This window comes from Arhodomonas sp. AD133 (assembly GCF_051195215.1).
Classification (GTDB): domain Bacteria; phylum Pseudomonadota; class Gammaproteobacteria; order Nitrococcales; family Nitrococcaceae; genus Arhodomonas.
Genome location: NZ_JBNAZM010000052.1, coordinates 14,816 through 31,736, shown reverse-complemented (window position 1 = coordinate 31,736; position 16,921 = coordinate 14,816). Strand labels below are relative to the sequence as shown.

General features: G+C 65.2%; 11 protein-coding genes. 3 read left to right on the top strand and 8 right to left on the bottom strand.

The features are described 5' to 3' along the window. Window positions 1-237 precede the first annotated feature (237 nt). Complete coding sequence (locus tag ACPEES_RS19700) at window positions 238-1,617, top strand: L-serine ammonia-lyase (protein ID WP_435105449.1); 1,380 nt, start codon at window positions 238-240, stop codon at window positions 1,615-1,617. Here ACPEES_RS19700 and ACPEES_RS19695 read toward each other — a convergent pair. The 5 genes from ACPEES_RS19695 to ACPEES_RS19675 form a co-directional block, all read right to left on the bottom strand. After that, window positions 1,604-1,918 (bottom strand): hypothetical protein, encoded by a 315-nt coding sequence (locus ACPEES_RS19695; RefSeq protein WP_435105447.1) that lies wholly within the window; start codon window positions 1,916-1,918, stop codon window positions 1,604-1,606. The genes ACPEES_RS19700 and ACPEES_RS19695 overlap by 14 nt on opposite strands. Before the next feature lie 99 nt (window positions 1,919-2,017). Beyond that, window positions 2,018-2,572, bottom strand: coding sequence for a hypothetical protein (locus ACPEES_RS19690; RefSeq protein WP_435105445.1), 555 nt, complete (start codon window positions 2,570-2,572; stop codon window positions 2,018-2,020). A gap of 159 nt (window positions 2,573-2,731) precedes the next feature. Continuing rightward, complete coding sequence (locus ACPEES_RS19685; RefSeq protein WP_435105443.1) at window positions 2,732-9,706, bottom strand: tandem-95 repeat protein; 6,975 nt, start codon at window positions 9,704-9,706, stop codon at window positions 2,732-2,734. Between the two features lie 71 nt (window positions 9,707-9,777). Then, complete coding sequence (locus ACPEES_RS19680; protein WP_435105439.1) at window positions 9,778-10,362, bottom strand: phage tail protein; 585 nt, start codon at window positions 10,360-10,362, stop codon at window positions 9,778-9,780. Between the two features lie 553 nt (window positions 10,363-10,915). Next, window positions 10,916-11,845 (bottom strand): nucleoside recognition domain-containing protein, encoded by a 930-nt coding sequence (locus tag ACPEES_RS19675; RefSeq protein WP_435105437.1) that lies wholly within the window; start codon window positions 11,843-11,845, stop codon window positions 10,916-10,918. A gap of 150 nt (window positions 11,846-11,995) precedes the next feature. Between ACPEES_RS19675 and ACPEES_RS19670 the strand changes: the two genes are divergently transcribed. Further along, on the top strand, window positions 11,996-12,457 hold the full coding sequence (locus tag ACPEES_RS19670; protein ID WP_435105435.1) for an Lrp/AsnC family transcriptional regulator: 462 nt from the start codon (window positions 11,996-11,998) through the stop codon (window positions 12,455-12,457). Between the two features lie 90 nt (window positions 12,458-12,547). On the opposite strand, the gene ACPEES_RS19665 is transcribed toward ACPEES_RS19670, so the two are convergent. Further along, complete coding sequence (locus tag ACPEES_RS19665) at window positions 12,548-13,858, bottom strand: type II toxin-antitoxin system HipA family toxin (protein WP_435105433.1); 1,311 nt, start codon at window positions 13,856-13,858, stop codon at window positions 12,548-12,550. Further along, window positions 13,858-14,109 carry a helix-turn-helix domain-containing protein gene (locus ACPEES_RS19660; protein ID WP_435105431.1) on the bottom strand — a complete coding sequence of 84 codons (252 nt, stop codon included), beginning with the start codon at window positions 14,107-14,109 and terminating at the stop codon, window positions 13,858-13,860. The genes ACPEES_RS19665 and ACPEES_RS19660 overlap by 1 nt, the downstream gene beginning before the upstream one ends. A 433-nt stretch (window positions 14,110-14,542) precedes the next feature. On the opposite strand from ACPEES_RS19660, the gene ACPEES_RS19655 reads away from it, so the two are divergent. Next, entirely contained in the window at window positions 14,543-15,475 is a 933-nt protein-coding gene (locus tag ACPEES_RS19655) for an AEC family transporter (protein WP_435105428.1), read from the top strand. Here ACPEES_RS19655 and ACPEES_RS19650 read toward each other — a convergent pair. Next, window positions 15,456-16,910 (bottom strand): MDR family MFS transporter, encoded by a 1,455-nt coding sequence (locus ACPEES_RS19650; RefSeq protein ID WP_435105426.1) that lies wholly within the window; start codon window positions 16,908-16,910, stop codon window positions 15,456-15,458. The genes ACPEES_RS19655 and ACPEES_RS19650 overlap by 20 nt on opposite strands. Window positions 16,911-16,921: the final 11 nt, after the last annotated feature.

Below are 16,921 nucleotides of genomic sequence, written 5' to 3'. Positions count from 1 at the left end.
GTCTGCGATGTGCTCGACAACCTCGGCGACGAGGCGGTGGTCGAGCGCGTGCGCAACCAGGTGCTCGACATCTGCAAACGCTTCCCCGTCTACGAACGAGACACTGCGGCCTGAGCACCGGTCTGCAGCCGGACGGTCGGGCGTCGCCCCCGATGCACCGCAAAGGCGGCGCCCGACCTCGGCCATCGGCGGAAAACACCTGCCCATCGATCCCCGGCGCGGGAGGAGGCTGCCCCCATGGCGGTCAGCATTTTCGATCTCTTCAAGGTCGGCATCGGCCCGTCCAGCTCCCACACCGTCGGGCCGATGAAGGCGGCACGGCAGTTCCTGGACGGGCTCGACAGCGACGGCGCACTCGCGACGACGACCCGCATCAAGGCGGAGCTGTATGGCTCACTCGCACTCACCGGCCGGGGCCACGGCTCGGACAAGGCCGTGATGCTCGGCCTGGAAGGTGACCTGCCCGAGACGGTGGACACCGACGGTGTGCCCGGGCGCATCGGCACGATCCGCGAGAACAGCCGCATCCGCCTGCTCGGCCGCCACGAGGTTCGATTTCGCGAACGCCAGGACCTGGTGATGCACAAGCGCGGCCAGCTGCCACTGCATCCCAATGGCATGCGCTTCACCGCCTTCGACGCCGACGGCGGCACGTTACGAACGCGGGTGTACTACTCGGTGGGCGGCGGCTTCGTGCTCGACGAGCGCGCCGCCGAGGATGGCGCCATCGTCGCCGACAGCACACCGCAGCCCTACCCCTTCACCACTGCGACCGAGCTGCTCGCGCACTGCCACGAGCACGACCTGCGGATCAGCGATGTCATGCTCGCCAACGAGCAGGCCTGGCGCTGCGAGACGGCCGTTCGCGAGGAACTCTTGACCATCTGGCGGGTGATGCAGACGTGCGTCGAGCGCGGCTGCCATACCGAAGGCGTCATGCCCGGCGGCCTCAAGGTCCGCCGCCGCGCCGCCGCCCTGTACGAGCGCCTGATGAGCAAACCCGACGATTCCCTCGACGATCCGCTCACGCAGCTCGACTGGGTCAACCTCTACGCCCTCGCCGTCAATGAGGAGAACGCCGCCGGCGGGCGCGTGGTGACTGCCCCCACCAACGGGGCCGCCGGCATCATTCCGGCCGTGCTGCACTACTACGACCGCTTCGTGCCCGGCGCGAGCGAGGAAGGCGTGATTCGTTTCCTGCTCACCGCCGGCGCCATCGGCATCCTCTACAAGGAGAACGCCTCCATCTCCGGAGCGGAGGTGGGGTGTCAGGGTGAGGTCGGCGTGGCCTGCTCCATGGCGGCGGGCGCTCTGGCCGAGGTACGCGGAGGCACGCCGGAGCAGGTGGAAAATGCCGCCGAGATCGGCATGGAACACCACCTGGGGCTCACCTGTGACCCGATTGCGGGCCTCGTGCAGGTGCCCTGCATCGAGCGCAACGCCATGGGCGCCATCAAGGCGATCAACTCGGTACGCATGGCCATGGCCGGCGACGGCAAGCACTTCGTGGCACTGGACAAGGTGATTCGCACCATGCGCGAAACCGGCGCCGACATGAAGACCAAGTACAAGGAGACCGCCCGCGGCGGCCTCGCGGTGAACGTCATCGAGTGCTGACACGCTGAAGAAGCCGCTCCAGCAACGGCTCCACCACCTCGCCGCCATAGCGCCGCAGACCGTCGTGGGCCCAGTCCGGGTGCCACCACACCCGGCATTCACCGATGGCATCGGCGGTGCGAGCCGACAGACCCGCATCCACGTAGAAATCGTGCTCGTAGGCGATGGCTTCGACGGGGACCCGGTTGGCCGCCAGCCGCTCAAGGTCGTAGAGCGCCGGCCAGCGCACTTCCGCCAGCGCCCGGCCCGCACGCGCGTACGGACGCAGACGGGCGTAATCCCCCAGCATGGAAGGCTGCATGGTCTCACCATGCCACGCGACACGCTCGGCATCCAGGCTGAAGCCGCCATGGCGCTCCTTGGCCCGCTGAGCCGCCCAGTGGCTCGCGGTCGCGTCACATTAGACAGCTTCCTGGAGCAGCACGAACAGCGGGTTGGTCTCGTAGTGGCTCTCGCGGCGCACGCGCTCGATGAACGACCAGCGCAGGTGCTTGCCGGCGCTGTCGATGAACGGATCGTCGAGCAGTGAATGCAGCCGTGACGGCCCGCCGGTCGAGCCCAGCAGCATCCCCAGATCGAGCAGGCGGCGCGCTGTCAGCCGCCCACCGTCGTCCAGCGGCTCGGGCCGCTCGCGCAGGCGGTCCACCAGCCGCCGCATGACCGTGACGTCCCCGGGATAGCGCCGATAGTACGCCATGCTATGGGCGTGCACGTTCGCCACTATGGCGTCGTAGACCGCGTCCGGCGATGACGCGGTCAGCGTCGCCAGCCACGCCACACCGTCCAGATCCCGCGGCGACTCGACGCCGGGGCCGCCCTGAAGAAACACGAACGCCGGCGCATGCGTACACTCGGGGCGAGAAACCTCACGGCAGAACACATCGATCCTCTCGCCCGATGGATCGTCATGATCCAGCGGCACAGACGTCGTCAGGTCACGAACTCTGTAGTCCACCAGTTCCCTCGTCGTGCGCCTGGAAGGGCGGTTCCTTTTCCCATACCCGAATGACCCGCGCCCCTCCCAGCACGATACCCGAGCTACGCGAGCCACCGTCGACGCAAGGCGACGAGCAACCGCTCATCGCCCGAGTCACGGCATGCGGGCCGCCGCCCGTCAACGCCGCACGCGACGCCGACGCGCCTCGAATCCGGCAAGCCCCGCGAGCAGCAACAACGCGGGCCAGCCGACGCTGCCGCCACCCCCGCCACCGTCGCTGCTCTGGGCGGTGATGCCGACACCCCCCGGATCGGCTATCTCACCGTTGACCAGCCCATCGTCGTCATTGGGGCCGCCGTCCTGAATGGTCAACTGCACGCACCAGTCACCCGGATTCAGGCCGTCGCGATAGGCACTGTCGCGCGGAGGCGGACAAACGCCCGGTTCGCCGGGAGCGGACGCGAGACCGTTGTGCTGATCCTTGACGAAATCGAACCAGGCGCCGTCACGGAGCTTGCGATACCGCGGTTTCTCCGGCACCGGGCGGCGTTGGGGAACGACGACGTTGACACTGCCGCCACGTGGCACCTCGCGGATGGCAAGGTCGAAGTAACCGCCCACGTTGCGAATGTCGTCCGCCGGCGCACCGCCCCCGGTGAGCTGCTCGGGGGGGACGTGCGCGCCGTCGGAGCCATTCTGCAGAGCAGCGTCACCCAGGGCCATGCGAACGCCGGGGTCGGCTTCGATGCGGTAGTACCCGCCGTCATCCGGCTCCTCGCTGACAGTGTTGGCCAGCGGTGTGGCGTCCAGGTACTGGGGCTGGCCATCGCGGTCCTCATCACCGTAACCCTCGGCGGCATCGTCCAGGCCGTCGCCGTCGCTGTCGGTATCGGCACTCAGATCGGGCGCCCGGGCAACCAACCGGAACGCTTCGGTGCGGGTGGTGGTCATGACGGGTGTGCCGCTGTCGCGCACGGTGACCGAAACCCGGTATACCCCCGGCGTCAGTGTCGAGGGATCCACCTCGTAGACACCATTGCCGTCGGACTCGGCCAGTGCCCCCCGTGGCGTCAGCCACTCCAGGCTGTGGGTGTCCCGGGGATTGGGGTCGGTCACCGTGGCGGTGACCGTTACCGGCCCCCCGTCACGGGTAATGAGGCGGGCCTCCCTGCCCTGCTGAGTGACGGAAAGATCCACTTCCGGAGCGACGTTGTCCTCGACGATGGTCATGACGTGCTGGTCACTGGCACCGAAATTGCCATCACCCGCGAGGGTGACCACAAGGGTCTCGCTACCCTCGAAGCGGTCGTCCCCGGTGATGTTGACGGGCACCCGCTTCTCCAGCTCCCCGCTTTCGAATGTGACCTCACCGTCGGTGAGGTCGTGGTCCTGCGCGTCCGCAGTGCCACCCACCGTGTAACCCACCGTCAACGGATAATCCGGCGAGGGACCGTTCAGCAGGAACTTGACGACGGCCGAGCCCCCCTCGGCGGTTACCTGATCCCTGCCCAGGGAGACCAGCGGCTGGACATCCACCCGTTGCATCGCCACGGCACGGTTGCCGGCGGCGTCCTCGGCAGCCCATGGGAGATCATGGGTGCCGGGTTCCAGGCGACTGCGATCCGTAGCCAGGAAGGCGGTCACCGGTCCGTCGTGGGCATCGGTCGCCGTCGGCGGTGTGAGCTCCGGCAGCGCCGTGAGCAGCCCCGTGGCATCGATGCTCACCGGTTCGGGTGTCTCCAGGCTCGGCGGGTAGTCGTCCGTCAGGGGATCGGTGCCGTCCTCGTATTCCGTGACGTTGTCCACGCCATCATTATCCGCGTCCTCCGTCGCGTCATTCGGATCCGTGGGGTCCAGGCCGTGCGCCTCCTCGTAGGTATCCGGCAGGCCATCGTTGTCGTCATCGGGGTCATTGGCGTCACCGATACCATCGCCGTCGGTATCCCTGATCACCCGGATGCTGAATGGCCCCAGCGTGTCGGACGCCATGCCGTCGCCGGCCGTGAGCTCGATACCGGAATAGGTGCCGGCATCGCCGACGGCGGGTGTGCCGCTGACCGTACCCGTATCCGGGTCGACGCTCGCCCAGCCCGGCAGACCGGAAGCCGTGACCGTGATGCTATCGCCTTCCACATCCGCCAGCGTGGGCGTGAAGCGGTAGCTCGTGCCCGTCAACACGCTGGCCGGCGGCGTTCCGGAAATGGTCGGGGCATCGTTCACGGCAGCGACCTGAATGCTCACCGTGGCGGCATTCGAGCGGGCACCGTCGTCGTCGGCAACCGTGTAGGTGAAGCTGTCGGCCCCGTTGTAGTCGGCAGCCGGCGTGTAGGTGACGGTGCCATTCGCAGCGGTGCTGGTAGTACCGTGAGCCGGACCCGACTGCACGGAGACGGTCGTCGTGTTCAGCGTCCCGTCCACATCACTGTCATTGCCGAGGACGGCGATATCCACCGCCGTATCCTCCGAGGCGTTGGCGCTGTCGTCGTTGGCCAGTGGCGGGTCGTTCACCGGCTGCACCGTGACGCTCACCGTCCCCGGCGCCGACCACGCACCCTGGTCATCCTGAACACGGTAGGTGAAGGTGTCGTCGCCGCTGAAGTTCTCGCCGGGTTCATAGGTGATGGCACCGGTACCGGAATCAACGCTGGCGGTGCCATTGGCGGGAGCCGTTACCACTTCCACACTGGTGGCCACGAGGCTGCCGTCCACGTCCGAATCGTTACCCAGGACGTTGATGCTGTGGACCGTGCCCTCCTGGAGCAGCGCGGTGTCGTCGTCCGCCACCGGCGGGTCGTTAACGGCATTGACGGTGAGTGTGACGGTGGCGGTGTCGGAGCTGAGGCCGCCATCGTCCTTCACCACGTAGGTAAAGGAATCGCTGCCGCTGTAATTCGCCGCCGGCGTGTAAGTGATCTCGCCGGTGCTGGTGTTCACCGAGGCCGTACCGTGCCCCGGCGCGTCCATGATGGAGACGGTTGTCTTGTCGACAGTACCGTCCACGTCGGAATCGTTGGCCGTCACATCGACATCGACAGCATCGTCCTCGTCCGTTGCCGCGGTGTCGTCGGCAGCCGTCGGCGGATCGTTCACGCTGGTGACGTTGACGACCACCGTGGCCGGGGCCGACGTGGCGCCGTTGCTGTCGTCCACGGTGTAGGTGAACTGGTCCGATCCGTCGAAATCGGCATCCGGCGTGTAGAGGAATTTCCCTGACTCGACCTGGACCGTGCCATGATCAGGTGCATCGTTCACGGCGAGCGTCGCCGCGTCCACGCTGTCGCCGCTGTCCCGGTCGCTGTCGTTGGCGATGACGTCGATGGTAACGGCCACGTCCTCGTCCGTGGTGGTGACGTCGCCATTGGCGTCCGGCGGGTCATTCACGGCATTCACCGTCATCGCCACAGTCGCCGGCGCGGACGTGCCGCCATGGACATCGCCCACGGTGTAAGCAAAAGAATCGGCTCCGTTGTAGTCGGCGTCCGGCGTGTAGGTGATCACGCCGGTGCCGGTATCCACGCTGGTGTCGCCGTGGGCCGGCCCCGAGGTAACGGTGACGCTCGCGGGGTTCAGGCTGCTGTCCACGTCACTGTCGTTGGCGAGCACAGTCACGGACGCGCTGTTGTCTTCGTCCGTGGCCGCGGTGTCATCGCCAGCCACCGGTGGGTTGTTGGTGACCGTGAAGTTCAGCGTGGTCTTGTCGGCGATGCCGGGGTAATGGTTGCCCACGTTGTCACGCAGGGCCCCGCCTCCGATCTGGACGTAGTATTGCTCGTTGGGCGTGAAGTCGTTGCTCAGGGCCACCGTGACGGTGTCGCCGCTGATGGACACGGCACCGGAGGAGACATCCACACTCTCGTGGACGGCATCGTTCGCGGCCAGATAGAGCGCAATGGACGTATCGCCCGCCGAGCCGGCGAGCACCGTATCGTCGAAAGTGAGCGTGAGATCCGCGTCGTACTGGACACTGTTGCTGCCATCGGCAGGCGAGCTAGCGGTGAGCGCGGGCGCCGTGCCGTCGTAGACGAGGGAGAGCTGCGTGGCGGCCTCGTTGCCGGCGCCGCCACTGTCCTGGGCCACTCCGGCCGGAACGTCCACGGTGACCGTGCCGTCTCCCGAAGGCGCCACGGACACCGTGTAGGTGTCGCCCGATCCGGAGACACCGGCAACGGAGCCATTGCCCACCGTCACGTCGCTGTCGACGAAGCCGGTAACCGACTCGCTGAAGCTCACGGTGACATCGAAGGGCGACGTGTTGGTCGGGTCGCTCTCACCGGTGGCGAGCGTCACCGTGGGCTGGTCGTTGATGGTGACGTTGACGGTGATCATATCCGTCGCCCGGCCGTCGCCGACCTGTATATCGAAGCTGTCGGATCCCGTGGCATCGGTATCCGGTGTATAGGTGAGGCCACTCGGGGTGACGGAACCGCCGTTCGATGTCTCGGTGGTGCTGAAACCGCCCAGCGCCCCTTTCGACGGCGCCGAAGAGACGCTCCAGGTCAGTGTGTCGCCGCTGTCCGCATCGGTAACCGCCAGCTCACTGTTGATGGAGACGGCGCCACCGTCTTCGTTCGCGGATAGCGCCGTACTGGCGCCGTTGTCGAAGCTCGGGGCCTGATTGGTGACGGAGGTGATGTCGACGCTGTTGGCGGCGGTGAGTCCGCCCGACGTCCCGCGCAGGGCAATGGTATCGGTGGCACCGCCATTGGTGTACTGCAGGGTCAGCCCGTCGTAGGTGACGACACCGGAGCTGGGGGTGAGCGTGACGGTGGTGCCACTGCCATCCGTATCCCCCGTGCCGCTCATGCCGTCGACCGTGCCGTCCACGGTGCCGTCGTTGGGATCGGTGACCGAGAGCACGATGCCGGTGCCGTAGCCGGTGTCCGTCGTGTCGTCGGCGTCCACCGCCTCGATGACCGGCACCGTGCTGAAGGATGTCGGGGAACCGCTCTCCAGCATCGTCGGCGAGGGTTGCGTGGAAAACCGCAGCTTGGTGGCGACCACATCGGCGGTCACCGGGTTGGCGTCGACCGTGCTCAAATCACTGCCGGTGCCGTCCTCGTCATTGGCCGTGAGCGTGAAGCTCTCCTGATCGGCCGTGGCGGTATAGGCAACATCCGTGAACGTGGCCACGCCGTTGGTCGCCGCAATATCCACGTCACCGGACAGGCTGCCGGCATCGCTTTCCGTCAACGTGACGGTCTCGGTGAAGTCCGTATCCGTGTTGCCGAAGCTGTCCTGGGCTGCAACGACCGGTTGGGTACTCAAAGCCGACCCCGAGGTGGAACCCGCGGGCTGGGTGGTAAAAGCCAGACCCGTGGCGGTGACGCTCACCGTACTGCCAGTACCGTTATCGACAGTGGTGGTCGAGCCCATCTGTGTGCCGGAGCTTCCGACCGAAAGGTCCGTGTCGCCGTCGACCGAGAGGATGAACGTGTCGTCCTCGGTCAAACCGGCGTTGTCGTTGTAGTAAGCGTTGACGGTGTAGGTCTCGCTGGCCCCGTCGGCGACCGAAATGCTCAGCCCCGAGAAGGTGATGGTATCGGCGCCGGCGTCGTAGGTGCCGGTCACGTTGCTGGCGTCATTGCCGTCGAGTCGCCAGGTGACCTGGTCGCGTACCGTGTCGCTGCTCGTACCGGCGACATTCACCACGACCTCCGTGACGTTCATGGCGAGCCCGTCGCCACCGCCCCCGTCGCTCAGGGTGAAGTCAAAGACGTTGATGGCCTCGCCGGAGGTATCGATGGTGGTCGGAATCGCCACGGGCTCGGTGACGCTACCGCCAGCGGTGAGGTCACCGTCGCTATCGGAGAGCGTGAACGCACCATCCACACCCAGCGTCACGCCGGTACTGGTACCGTCATAGCTCGACGCGCTGTCCGTAACCGTGGAGCCGCTGGTTTCGTTGAGCTTCCAGTAGGCGAGCAACCCGGATTCGCTGCCGGCAAGCTCCGTATCCCGGTTGTTCTGGATTTGGCTTTGCGTGCGGACCGTGGTCCAGATGCGGACATCGTCCAAATCACCGGCAAAGTCCTGGATGTTCTTGTCGCCAGAAGGAAAGCTCGGGCCCAGCCAGAGATCGGAGAGACCGAAGCCCGAATAATCGAACGTGGTGGTATTACCGGCACTGTCAGCAAACGTACCGATGAAAGAACCATCGACATAAAACGTGTGGGAGCCGGAATCGAACACCCACGCCACGTGGTGCCATTGGCCCGCAGTCAATGACACGGAACTGCTGTCGGTATATTGACCGACTCCCCACCCCCCGCCGAGATCCACCGAGAACTTGCCACTGTCCAGGATCCAGCCGCCGCACGTGCCGCTGCTGCAGGTGCTTTGGCTCCCGTCCGCGAAGTTGACGATATTCTGGGTGCCGCTGACAGAATCGAACTTCGTCCAGAGCTCGATCGTGAATTGAGATCGATTGGAGAGCGCAGCAAGTGCTCCGGAGAGCGTCACTTGGTCGCCGGAAGCGAAGCGGTAAGCCGTGTTCGCGAGGATCTGATCGAAGCCGGGCACACTTTCCGGGAACAAGGAAACCGCCTGACTCCGGGTTGCGCCTGCCGCCGCGTATTCCAGCTCCCAGTCGGCACCCAGCCCCTTGTTACCAGTGGCGTCGGCGGAAGCGAACACCGGGCGTCCCAGCTCCGCCGACAGGCGATCCACGAAGGCCCGGCCCGTTGCGTCTGCCGCGACATCGCATCCGTACAGAACCAGCTTCCCATCGGCGGTGAGCAATGGTTCCAGGGTTCGAGCCAGGCTGGACGGATCGCTGTACGAGCGGCCGCCCAGCCGGATTGCGCCGGAAAGGCCGTGAGTGACCAGGTGCAACGCACTGAACTGCTGCCCCCTGCGTATCAGCCCCGCAAGGTCCTTCTCGGACGAGACCGTCGCCACCGTAGCCGGGCGACGGATATTGCGCTCGAGCGCTGCACGCGATGAGACATTGGCGTCGACCAGCAGAAGCTCGCTGGTAGACCGCCGGGCGCTAGGCGCCGTGGAAACGTCCGTAAACGGTGATGTTGCGGCCGCTGACGGCCGCGTTAGCGGTGGCTGCGGATTTCCCGTGGAAGCCGAGGCTGCCCCAAGCCCCTGACCGATTAGAAAGACAAGCCCCGTCGCAATGCTTATAACCGATGCGTTGCACCGCATGGTTTCCCCCTCAAACCAGTGCCCCAAACAAAAAAACGGGGGCCAGCGGCGTCGCGCCGGCCCCGCGCGCCCTACTGGCGAGGGGGGAATATCCCTTGGGTTGCGATAATGAAGTTCACGGTCAGATAGGGCTGGCGCAGGTCGAACGGCTGCCCGTTGCCGGTCTGCGCCGTCTGCCCGCTGAGCTCGCCTGTGCCGGCCTTCAGCGTCGTATTCGGTGTTTCGGTGCTATAGGCGCTGAGGGCAGTGAGACCCGAGAGGACCTTTGACGGCACCGCATCGCTGCTGGGTGCGTCGGCATTGCTGTTGCCGTCATAGGCCGGTTGCGACACGTTCACTTCCGCGGAGGCGCCTGTACCCAGATCGTGGGTGTGTTGCGGCAGCGAGGCCATGGTGAGGAACTGCTCCTCAACGCCGCCCTCGAAGCCCATTCGGTAGAGACTCAAGCCAGGGCCGCGGCCCTGGTTGATCGGCACGCGGCCGCGCAGATCAGGCAGGGCGAACGTCGTCCGGCCATCGCCCCCGAACTCGGTGCCGAGCAAAGCGTACAGCGCCTGGTTCTGGGAAATGGCAATGAGGCTGCCATCGCAGATCGCCCAGCCCTCAGGTGCGTAGTTGAAGCCCACCATGCGGATTTCGCCAATGAACGGTTCCATGCCTCATTCTCCTTCTTGCTTGTGCATGCCGGGTATCGGGCAGAACGCGGATGCCGGGGCTGGTTCCGCTGGCTCATGACCGCGAAGCGACACCGTGGTGCACGAGATCGTCAGAAACGGAATCCGCCTCCGCATTGCGTTGTCGACAGGCGCATCGGTTTCCCGGGTCACCGCGCGGATATACCAGCGGGTTCGGTGTAGTGCCGTCCGTGCGGGATCCACGTGGTCTCGATCATGCCCCCTCACTCCAAGACAAAACCTTACCTTTCCGCTCTGTGCGGCGTGCCCCTACCCGGAGCCGACAGGTTCTCCCACAACCGGCCCGCGTTCAAGACGCCAGCCATGCCATAGTAGACAGCTTTCCATGAAACTGTCGGCAAGTTCTGCTCAACGATGAGCGACAACCTGATCCATCCCGGAGCTAATCGGGTCCATTCCGTTTCGCCTATTGCCGGAGGCCTCCTGAGCCAGGTCCACTATCCACGGCCGCGCCGGCAACGTCCCGGCAAAGCTGCTGACCGGTGAGAAGACGCGACAGCCCCTCCCATGCGGGCTACCCATCGGCTTCGACCGCATCGTCGAGGCGATCGCCGGGCTTGAACCGCGCGATCAAGCCAACCAACGCAAACGCCATCACCAAACGCCCCCATAGCACCGCGCTCAGATCCGCCCCGATCAACGCAATCAGCAGCGTATCCTCGATAAGGCTGTGGCACAGGCCGAGAAAGCACAGAGTCAGGTAGGCATCGCGGGGGCCGAGCGCGCCGGAGTCCGTGTCACGAATCAACAGGCCGGCGCCGTAGCTGAGCCCCAGCGTCAAGCCGATGACGGTCGTATTGGCCGCCTCCCGGCCGATGCCCAGAACGCGCAGGGGCGGACCGAGCAGGGTATGCATCAGCCGCTCGATACCGAGCCGCCGCAGCACTGCGAGGAGCACCATCAACCCGAGAATGATGAAATAAATTCCGCCGAGGGTTCGCCCCTGGAACCATAGCCACGCCGACAGCCCCGCGTCGGGCCGCTCGGGCTGCCAGGCGAGCCGGTTGGCCTGCTGTAGCGTGCCAGTGGCCTCATACCCCTGATGCAATAGCCACCCCAACACGAATCCGCCGCCGATGCGCAGAGCCAGAGTGAGCCACCACGGCACCCCGGCACGTTTCGCCACGGCCCCCTCGACCGGCAGCGCATGGCCCATCAGCATCAAGGCACCCAGCACCGATACCTGCGCCACCGTCACAGGGTCTCCGGCAGCCACCTCGGAAAACACGACAATACCCGTGAAGAGGTTCGTCATGAGCGTCGTCGCCCAAACGATGCTGAAGAACTCCGGTAAGCCCAACGCCCCCATAACGGGCGCCAGCGCCACTGCCAGCCACCGGGTCACGCCGATCAGCTCCAACGCCTTCACCACCAACAACGCGGGCACAATGATCTTGAGCAGGGTGACGTAGACCGCGCCGGCTTCTTTCGCGAGTCGCAGCATCGATTGGGTCAATCCTTTGCGCATGGGCGATTCACGCGTTCGCTGAATGAGCCCCCATGCTATCGAGACGGTGCAGAATCAATTTTCCGATTTGCCGACGACGCGGCATAATCGTTCTTTATCACCCTTTGTGCGACAGATTCTTTCGATATGGACCGTCTCGACCGCCGCATACTGGACACGCTGCAGAACGACAGCAGCCTCACGAACCAGGCCCTCGCGGAAGCCGTCGGCCTCTCGCCTTCGGCCTGCCTGAAACGGGTGCGGCAGTTGAAAGCGGAAGGTGTGATCGAACGGGAAGTGGCGCTACTCGCCCCGGAAAAGCTGGGCACCTCGCTGCACATGGTCGTGGAAGTGACCATGGAACGGGATCAGAAGGACCTCTACGACCGCTTCCTCAAGCGCGTGCTCGCTGCACCCGAGGTCACCCAGTGCTACAAGGTCACCGGCGAAGTCGATTTCATCCTCATCGTCATGGTCGCCGACATGGACGCCTACGACCGCTTCTGCGACAAGGTGCTCTACGCCGACGCCAACATGCGCAAGTTCCGCACGCTCATCTCCCGGAAGCGGCAGAAGTTCGATACCCGCGTGTTCCTGCCCGAGCCCTGACAGCCTTGTCCGCTTCGATGCCTGGGCGTTTCGGTTCGACGAAACCTGAGTTGACGCGGCGGCTTCCTTGATGATGGGGCATGAACGCGCCTATACAGTGCCCCAAAGTCTGTGAACCCGCGCCATGATCGCGTCCTTCACGGCGTCATGAATCCCGGGCGGGAAATCCGCCGGCAGTTCGCTTTCTACCTTCTCAATGGCGTCCTCAGCCCTTGCTGCCATCTCAGCGATGGCGTCGCGGACGAGCGCGTTTGGCAGCCCGGCTGCTTCACCCGTCTGCATGAAATGCCGCTCATGGATCTCACTGATCTTGTAGTGACGATTTCTGCCGATCGACATGGCAAGCCGCACTTGTTTACGTTCGATGTGACGTGCGTCCAGGCTCGGCTGTGCCGTAAGGACATCATAGAGCGGCGTGAGATAGTAGCTGCCACCGGGCCCCAGGAAAACGCTGAAATTCTTGGCATGTCCATCAGTGGCGCCGATCAGCCAAAATAGTATCTGGGCCTTGAAAACCGTGGCCTGATCCGCGGCTGGGTTATCGCTGCCCTTCAGCAAACCGAGCACTTGGAGCAGGCCCGGACCGCCGTCACTTTGATACTTGAGGGTCGGCGGCACAGACAGCGCCTGGCAACAATCTTCCTGCGGTAGCCGAAGCAAGCGTCCGTCCTTCGTCCAGCGACGGTCAAACCGTTCGATCACGAGCGCCTTGGTCTCGCCGAACATGCGGATTTCGGCCGTGTTGACCGGCAGGCCAAAGGCCGCAGCCAACTTGAGGCAGTAATATTCGTTCTCGACGCTGTTCGACAGGTCGATGCCGTTTGGCAACTTGCCAATCTGCGTCTTCAATATATGGGTTGTCGGTGTCGTGCCGTGAGGCTTTAGCCACCGGCCGTCATGCCATAGCAGCGCCGTTTTTTCCTGTGCGCCCGCGACCGAAATTCGGAACGCGTCCTCCCTCTCCAAGCCGAGCGGAGCCTGGGACAGACCGTTGAGCAATTTTTCGATCGCTTCGTCATCGACCGTCTCGCCCGCAATCGCGAAGGAATCGGCCGAAACATCACCCTCGCCGATGAATTGCAATGCACCCACGCAGTCATGGCCGACGGCGGCGAGCAAGTCGTAGGCGTCGGTACCGGCGGCGCCGACCTTCTCGGCGACGCGCCGGCGCAGCGCATCCGAGTCCGGTAGGAGGTTGTCGAACACGGCAACGACCGGCGCCCCCCTGTAGACATCCTCACGCAGGGGTAAAGAGAGCGAGACCGGCAGCGCATGCCCCCAGTCCAGCCAGCTCTGATCGTACTGAAAGGCTATGGCGCCACTCGCCGTCTTGCTCAGGTGACCGACAAGTCGGTTGTTCAGGAGAACGTGCAGGGGCTCGTGGCGGGGGCGGCGCGGCATCAGAAAATGTCCTCGATATCGGCTGCTCCACCTTTCGATCGCGGCATAATCCGGAACTCGAGATCCAACGCAGCGAGTACCGCCAAGATCGTCTCCAGCTTCGCTGCCGGATTGCCGGTTTCGATAAGCGAGATGGTCTCCTGGCGCAGTCCAGCCATCTCGCCAAGCTGTGTCTGGCTAAGACCACGGCGTTTGCGGGACCGGCGCACCAGGTTGCCGAGTTGTTTCGGTGTTCGGGCTAGGTCGGTCATGGCGTTCACCCCGGCCTCAAGTATGCGCCAAATCCGATAACGTATCAATATCGGATTTGGCGCATATCCACGACTTATGCGCCAAACGTCATAATTTGTGTTTATAGCGATTAGCACATAAAACACCGAGTAGAAGCTCGTAGTCGAGCCAGTGGTAATCCACCTCTGCACGGATTCAAAGAGCCATTGAAGCGGCTTGACCCACTGTTGTTGCCGATTCGGCTACGATTCGCTGCAGCTTGTCACTGAGCTCGGCAGCACCTTCCTCGCGGCGGATCCCGGAATCGGAATCGAGCCACACACGGACGGCCAGGTGTCCGAGAGTCACCCGACTCGACCAGCATTTGGGACTTTTGACCGTCCGCTACCGATGAAGGCGCCGAGGCAACCGGTAGAATAGCCTGCGAACTTTCCGTCGCCATCAGGGACTGCCTTGTTCGTCGCCAACCTCCAGACCATCGTCACCGCCCTGGTGCCCATCTTCGCGCTGATCGCGCTGGGCCATTTTCTCCGCCGCATGGGCTTTCCCGGCGACGGGTTCTGGGCGCAGCTCGAACGTCTGGTCTACTTCGTGCTTTTCCCGGCGCTCTTGGTGGAAAAGCTCGCCACCGCCAGCATCGAGGGCGGGCGGATCGCCCCGGTGGCCGGGGCGGTGATCGCGACGCTGGCGCTGATGACCTTCGTGCTGCTCGCTCTCCGCCCCGTTCTGGCGGTGGATGGTCCGAGCTTCACCTCGATTTTCCAGGGCGGTATCCGTTTCAACACCTACCTGGGGGTGGCGACGGCGCTCGCGGTCTATGGCCCGGCGGGTGCGGCGGTCGCCGCGCTCGTGATGGCGCTGCTGATCCCCCTGGTCAACGTGCTATGCGTCGCCATACTGCTGCGCTACGCCGGTGGACGGGGATCTCTGACGGCGACGCTCGCGGGCATCGCCCGCAATCCCCTGATTCTCGCCTGCCTCGCCGGTATCGTGCTCAACCGCAGCGGCGTCGGACTACCCCTGGGCAGCGAGGGTGTGCTCGAGATCGTCGGCAGGGCGGCGCTGCCGCTCGGCCTGATGACGGTGGGCGCGGGGCTGCAGTTGCGAACGGCGTGGGGGAACGGTTTCGCCCTGACCACCGGCGCAGCGCTCAAGCTCGCCGTGATGCCGTTCATTGCCTGGCTCGCCGCGGCCGGACTCGGACTCACGGGCCTGGAGACCCGCGTTCTAGTGCTCTTCGCCGCCCTGCCCACGGCCACCTCGGCGTTCATCCTGGCGCGTCAGCTCGGCGGTAACCACACGCTGGTGGCGACTCTGCTCACCGTGCAGACCCTGCTCTCGGCCGTCACTCTGCCAATGGTGCTGCTCAGCCTCGGTAGCCCATGAGTGGCAACCGCAGCGCCTGCACGAACGTCGCCACGGCACACACGAGGATTCCGATGAATACCCACTCCAGCCCCCCGGCCAACGCGGCACGCAACCCGGGATCGAGCGTTTCCACGGCGGCACCACCGTGGCCGAGCAAACGGCGGACATCGGCCAGATCGGCGGCATCCGCGCCCATTAACTGTTGCAGACGCTGGTTGAGCACGCCGCCCAGTGCCGCAGCACCGAGCGCGCTGCCGAACATGCGCATGAACAGGTTCGATGCCGTGGCGGAGGCCCGCTGCCCCCATGCCACCGCGCCCTGGATGCTCACGATGAAGGTGGTATTGGCGAAGCCCATGCCCGCCCCCGTGCACAGGGAGCCCAGCGCCGGCCACCACGGCCCCGGTAGCAACGGCGGAAGCACGAACACCAGCCCGCCGAGGCAAAGGAAGACGCCACCGATGCGGGCAGTGATCCGGGCCCCGAGACGCGGCAGCAGCCGTCCGCAGATCACCGCGGCCGTGGGCCAACCAATGGAAACGGCGGTGAGCGTGAATCCCGCCACCACCGGTCCGCGACCGAGCACCCCCTGGACGAAGGTGGGCACGAACGTGGTCAGGCCGATGAGCATCATGCCCGCGGTGAGCGTCGCGCCATTGGCCACCCGAATGAGCGGATGCCGCCACAGGGACAGCTCCATCAAGGGCTCACGGGCCCTGCGCTCACGGTGAAAGAAGCCCACGACCGCCAATGCCCCCAATGCCGCCAGCGACAGCGCCGTGGTGGAGATCCACGGGAAGGCGACACCGCCCTGTACCAGCAGTAGCAGAATCGCCGAGCAGCCCACGAAGAACCAGCCGGCCCCGGCGTAATCCACCGTGCGGCGGTGGCCGTCCACGCGCTCGCGGAGAAAGCGCCGAACGCCGACGATCGCGAACAAACCGAATGGCAAGTGCAGCCAGAATATCCAGGACCAGTGAGCGTACTGGACGATCACACCACCGATCACCGGCCCCAGCACGGCGGAGATGCCCCAGGTACTCGACAGCCAGCCCTGAATGCGCGAGCGCTCCTCCAGGGTGTAGAGATCGCCCACCAGGGTCGCGGCGATTGGCTGCACCGCGCCGGCGCCCACCCCCTGTACCACGCGGAGTACCACCAGCCAGACCATGGTGGGCGCCATGCCGCACAGCACCGACCCGGTGAGGAACACCCCCACCCCGGCGGTGAACACCGGCCGCCGCCCATAAAGGTCCGCGAGCTTGCCCGCCACCGGTGTGGCAACGGCCTGGGCGAGGAGAAAGCCGCTGAACACCCAGGTATAGAGGCTGAATCCGCCCAGCTCGGCGACGATGTGGGGCATCGCGGTGGCCACGATGGTGCCCTCGATGGCCGCCATGAACATCGCGAGCATCACGCAGGCGAGGACCAGTCCCCGCCGGGTACCTGTCACCTGCACCCCCG

Excerpts from the sequence above, each read along its gene's own strand:
- ACPEES_RS19680 (WP_435105439.1), bottom strand. The coding sequence starts at position 10,362 with ATGGAACCGTTCATTGGCGAAATCCGCATGGTGGGCTTCAACTACGCA.
- ACPEES_RS19695 (WP_435105447.1), bottom strand. The coding sequence starts at position 1,918 with ATGCAGCCTTCCATGCTGGGGGATTACGCCCGTCTGCGTCCGTACGCG.
- ACPEES_RS19665 (WP_435105433.1), bottom strand. The coding sequence starts at position 13,858 with ATGCCGCGCCGCCCCCGCCACGAGCCCCTGCACGTTCTCCTGAACAAC.
- ACPEES_RS19700 (WP_435105449.1), top strand. The coding sequence starts at position 238 with ATGGCGGTCAGCATTTTCGATCTCTTCAAGGTCGGCATCGGCCCGTCC.
- ACPEES_RS19685 (WP_435105443.1), bottom strand. The coding sequence starts at position 9,706 with ATGCGGTGCAACGCATCGGTTATAAGCATTGCGACGGGGCTTGTCTTT.
- ACPEES_RS19670 (WP_435105435.1), top strand. The coding sequence starts at position 11,996 with ATGGACCGTCTCGACCGCCGCATACTGGACACGCTGCAGAACGACAGC.
- ACPEES_RS19660 (WP_435105431.1), bottom strand. The coding sequence starts at position 14,109 with ATGACCGACCTAGCCCGAACACCGAAACAACTCGGCAACCTGGTGCGC.
- ACPEES_RS19675 (WP_435105437.1), bottom strand. The coding sequence starts at position 11,845 with ATGCTGCGACTCGCGAAAGAAGCCGGCGCGGTCTACGTCACCCTGCTC.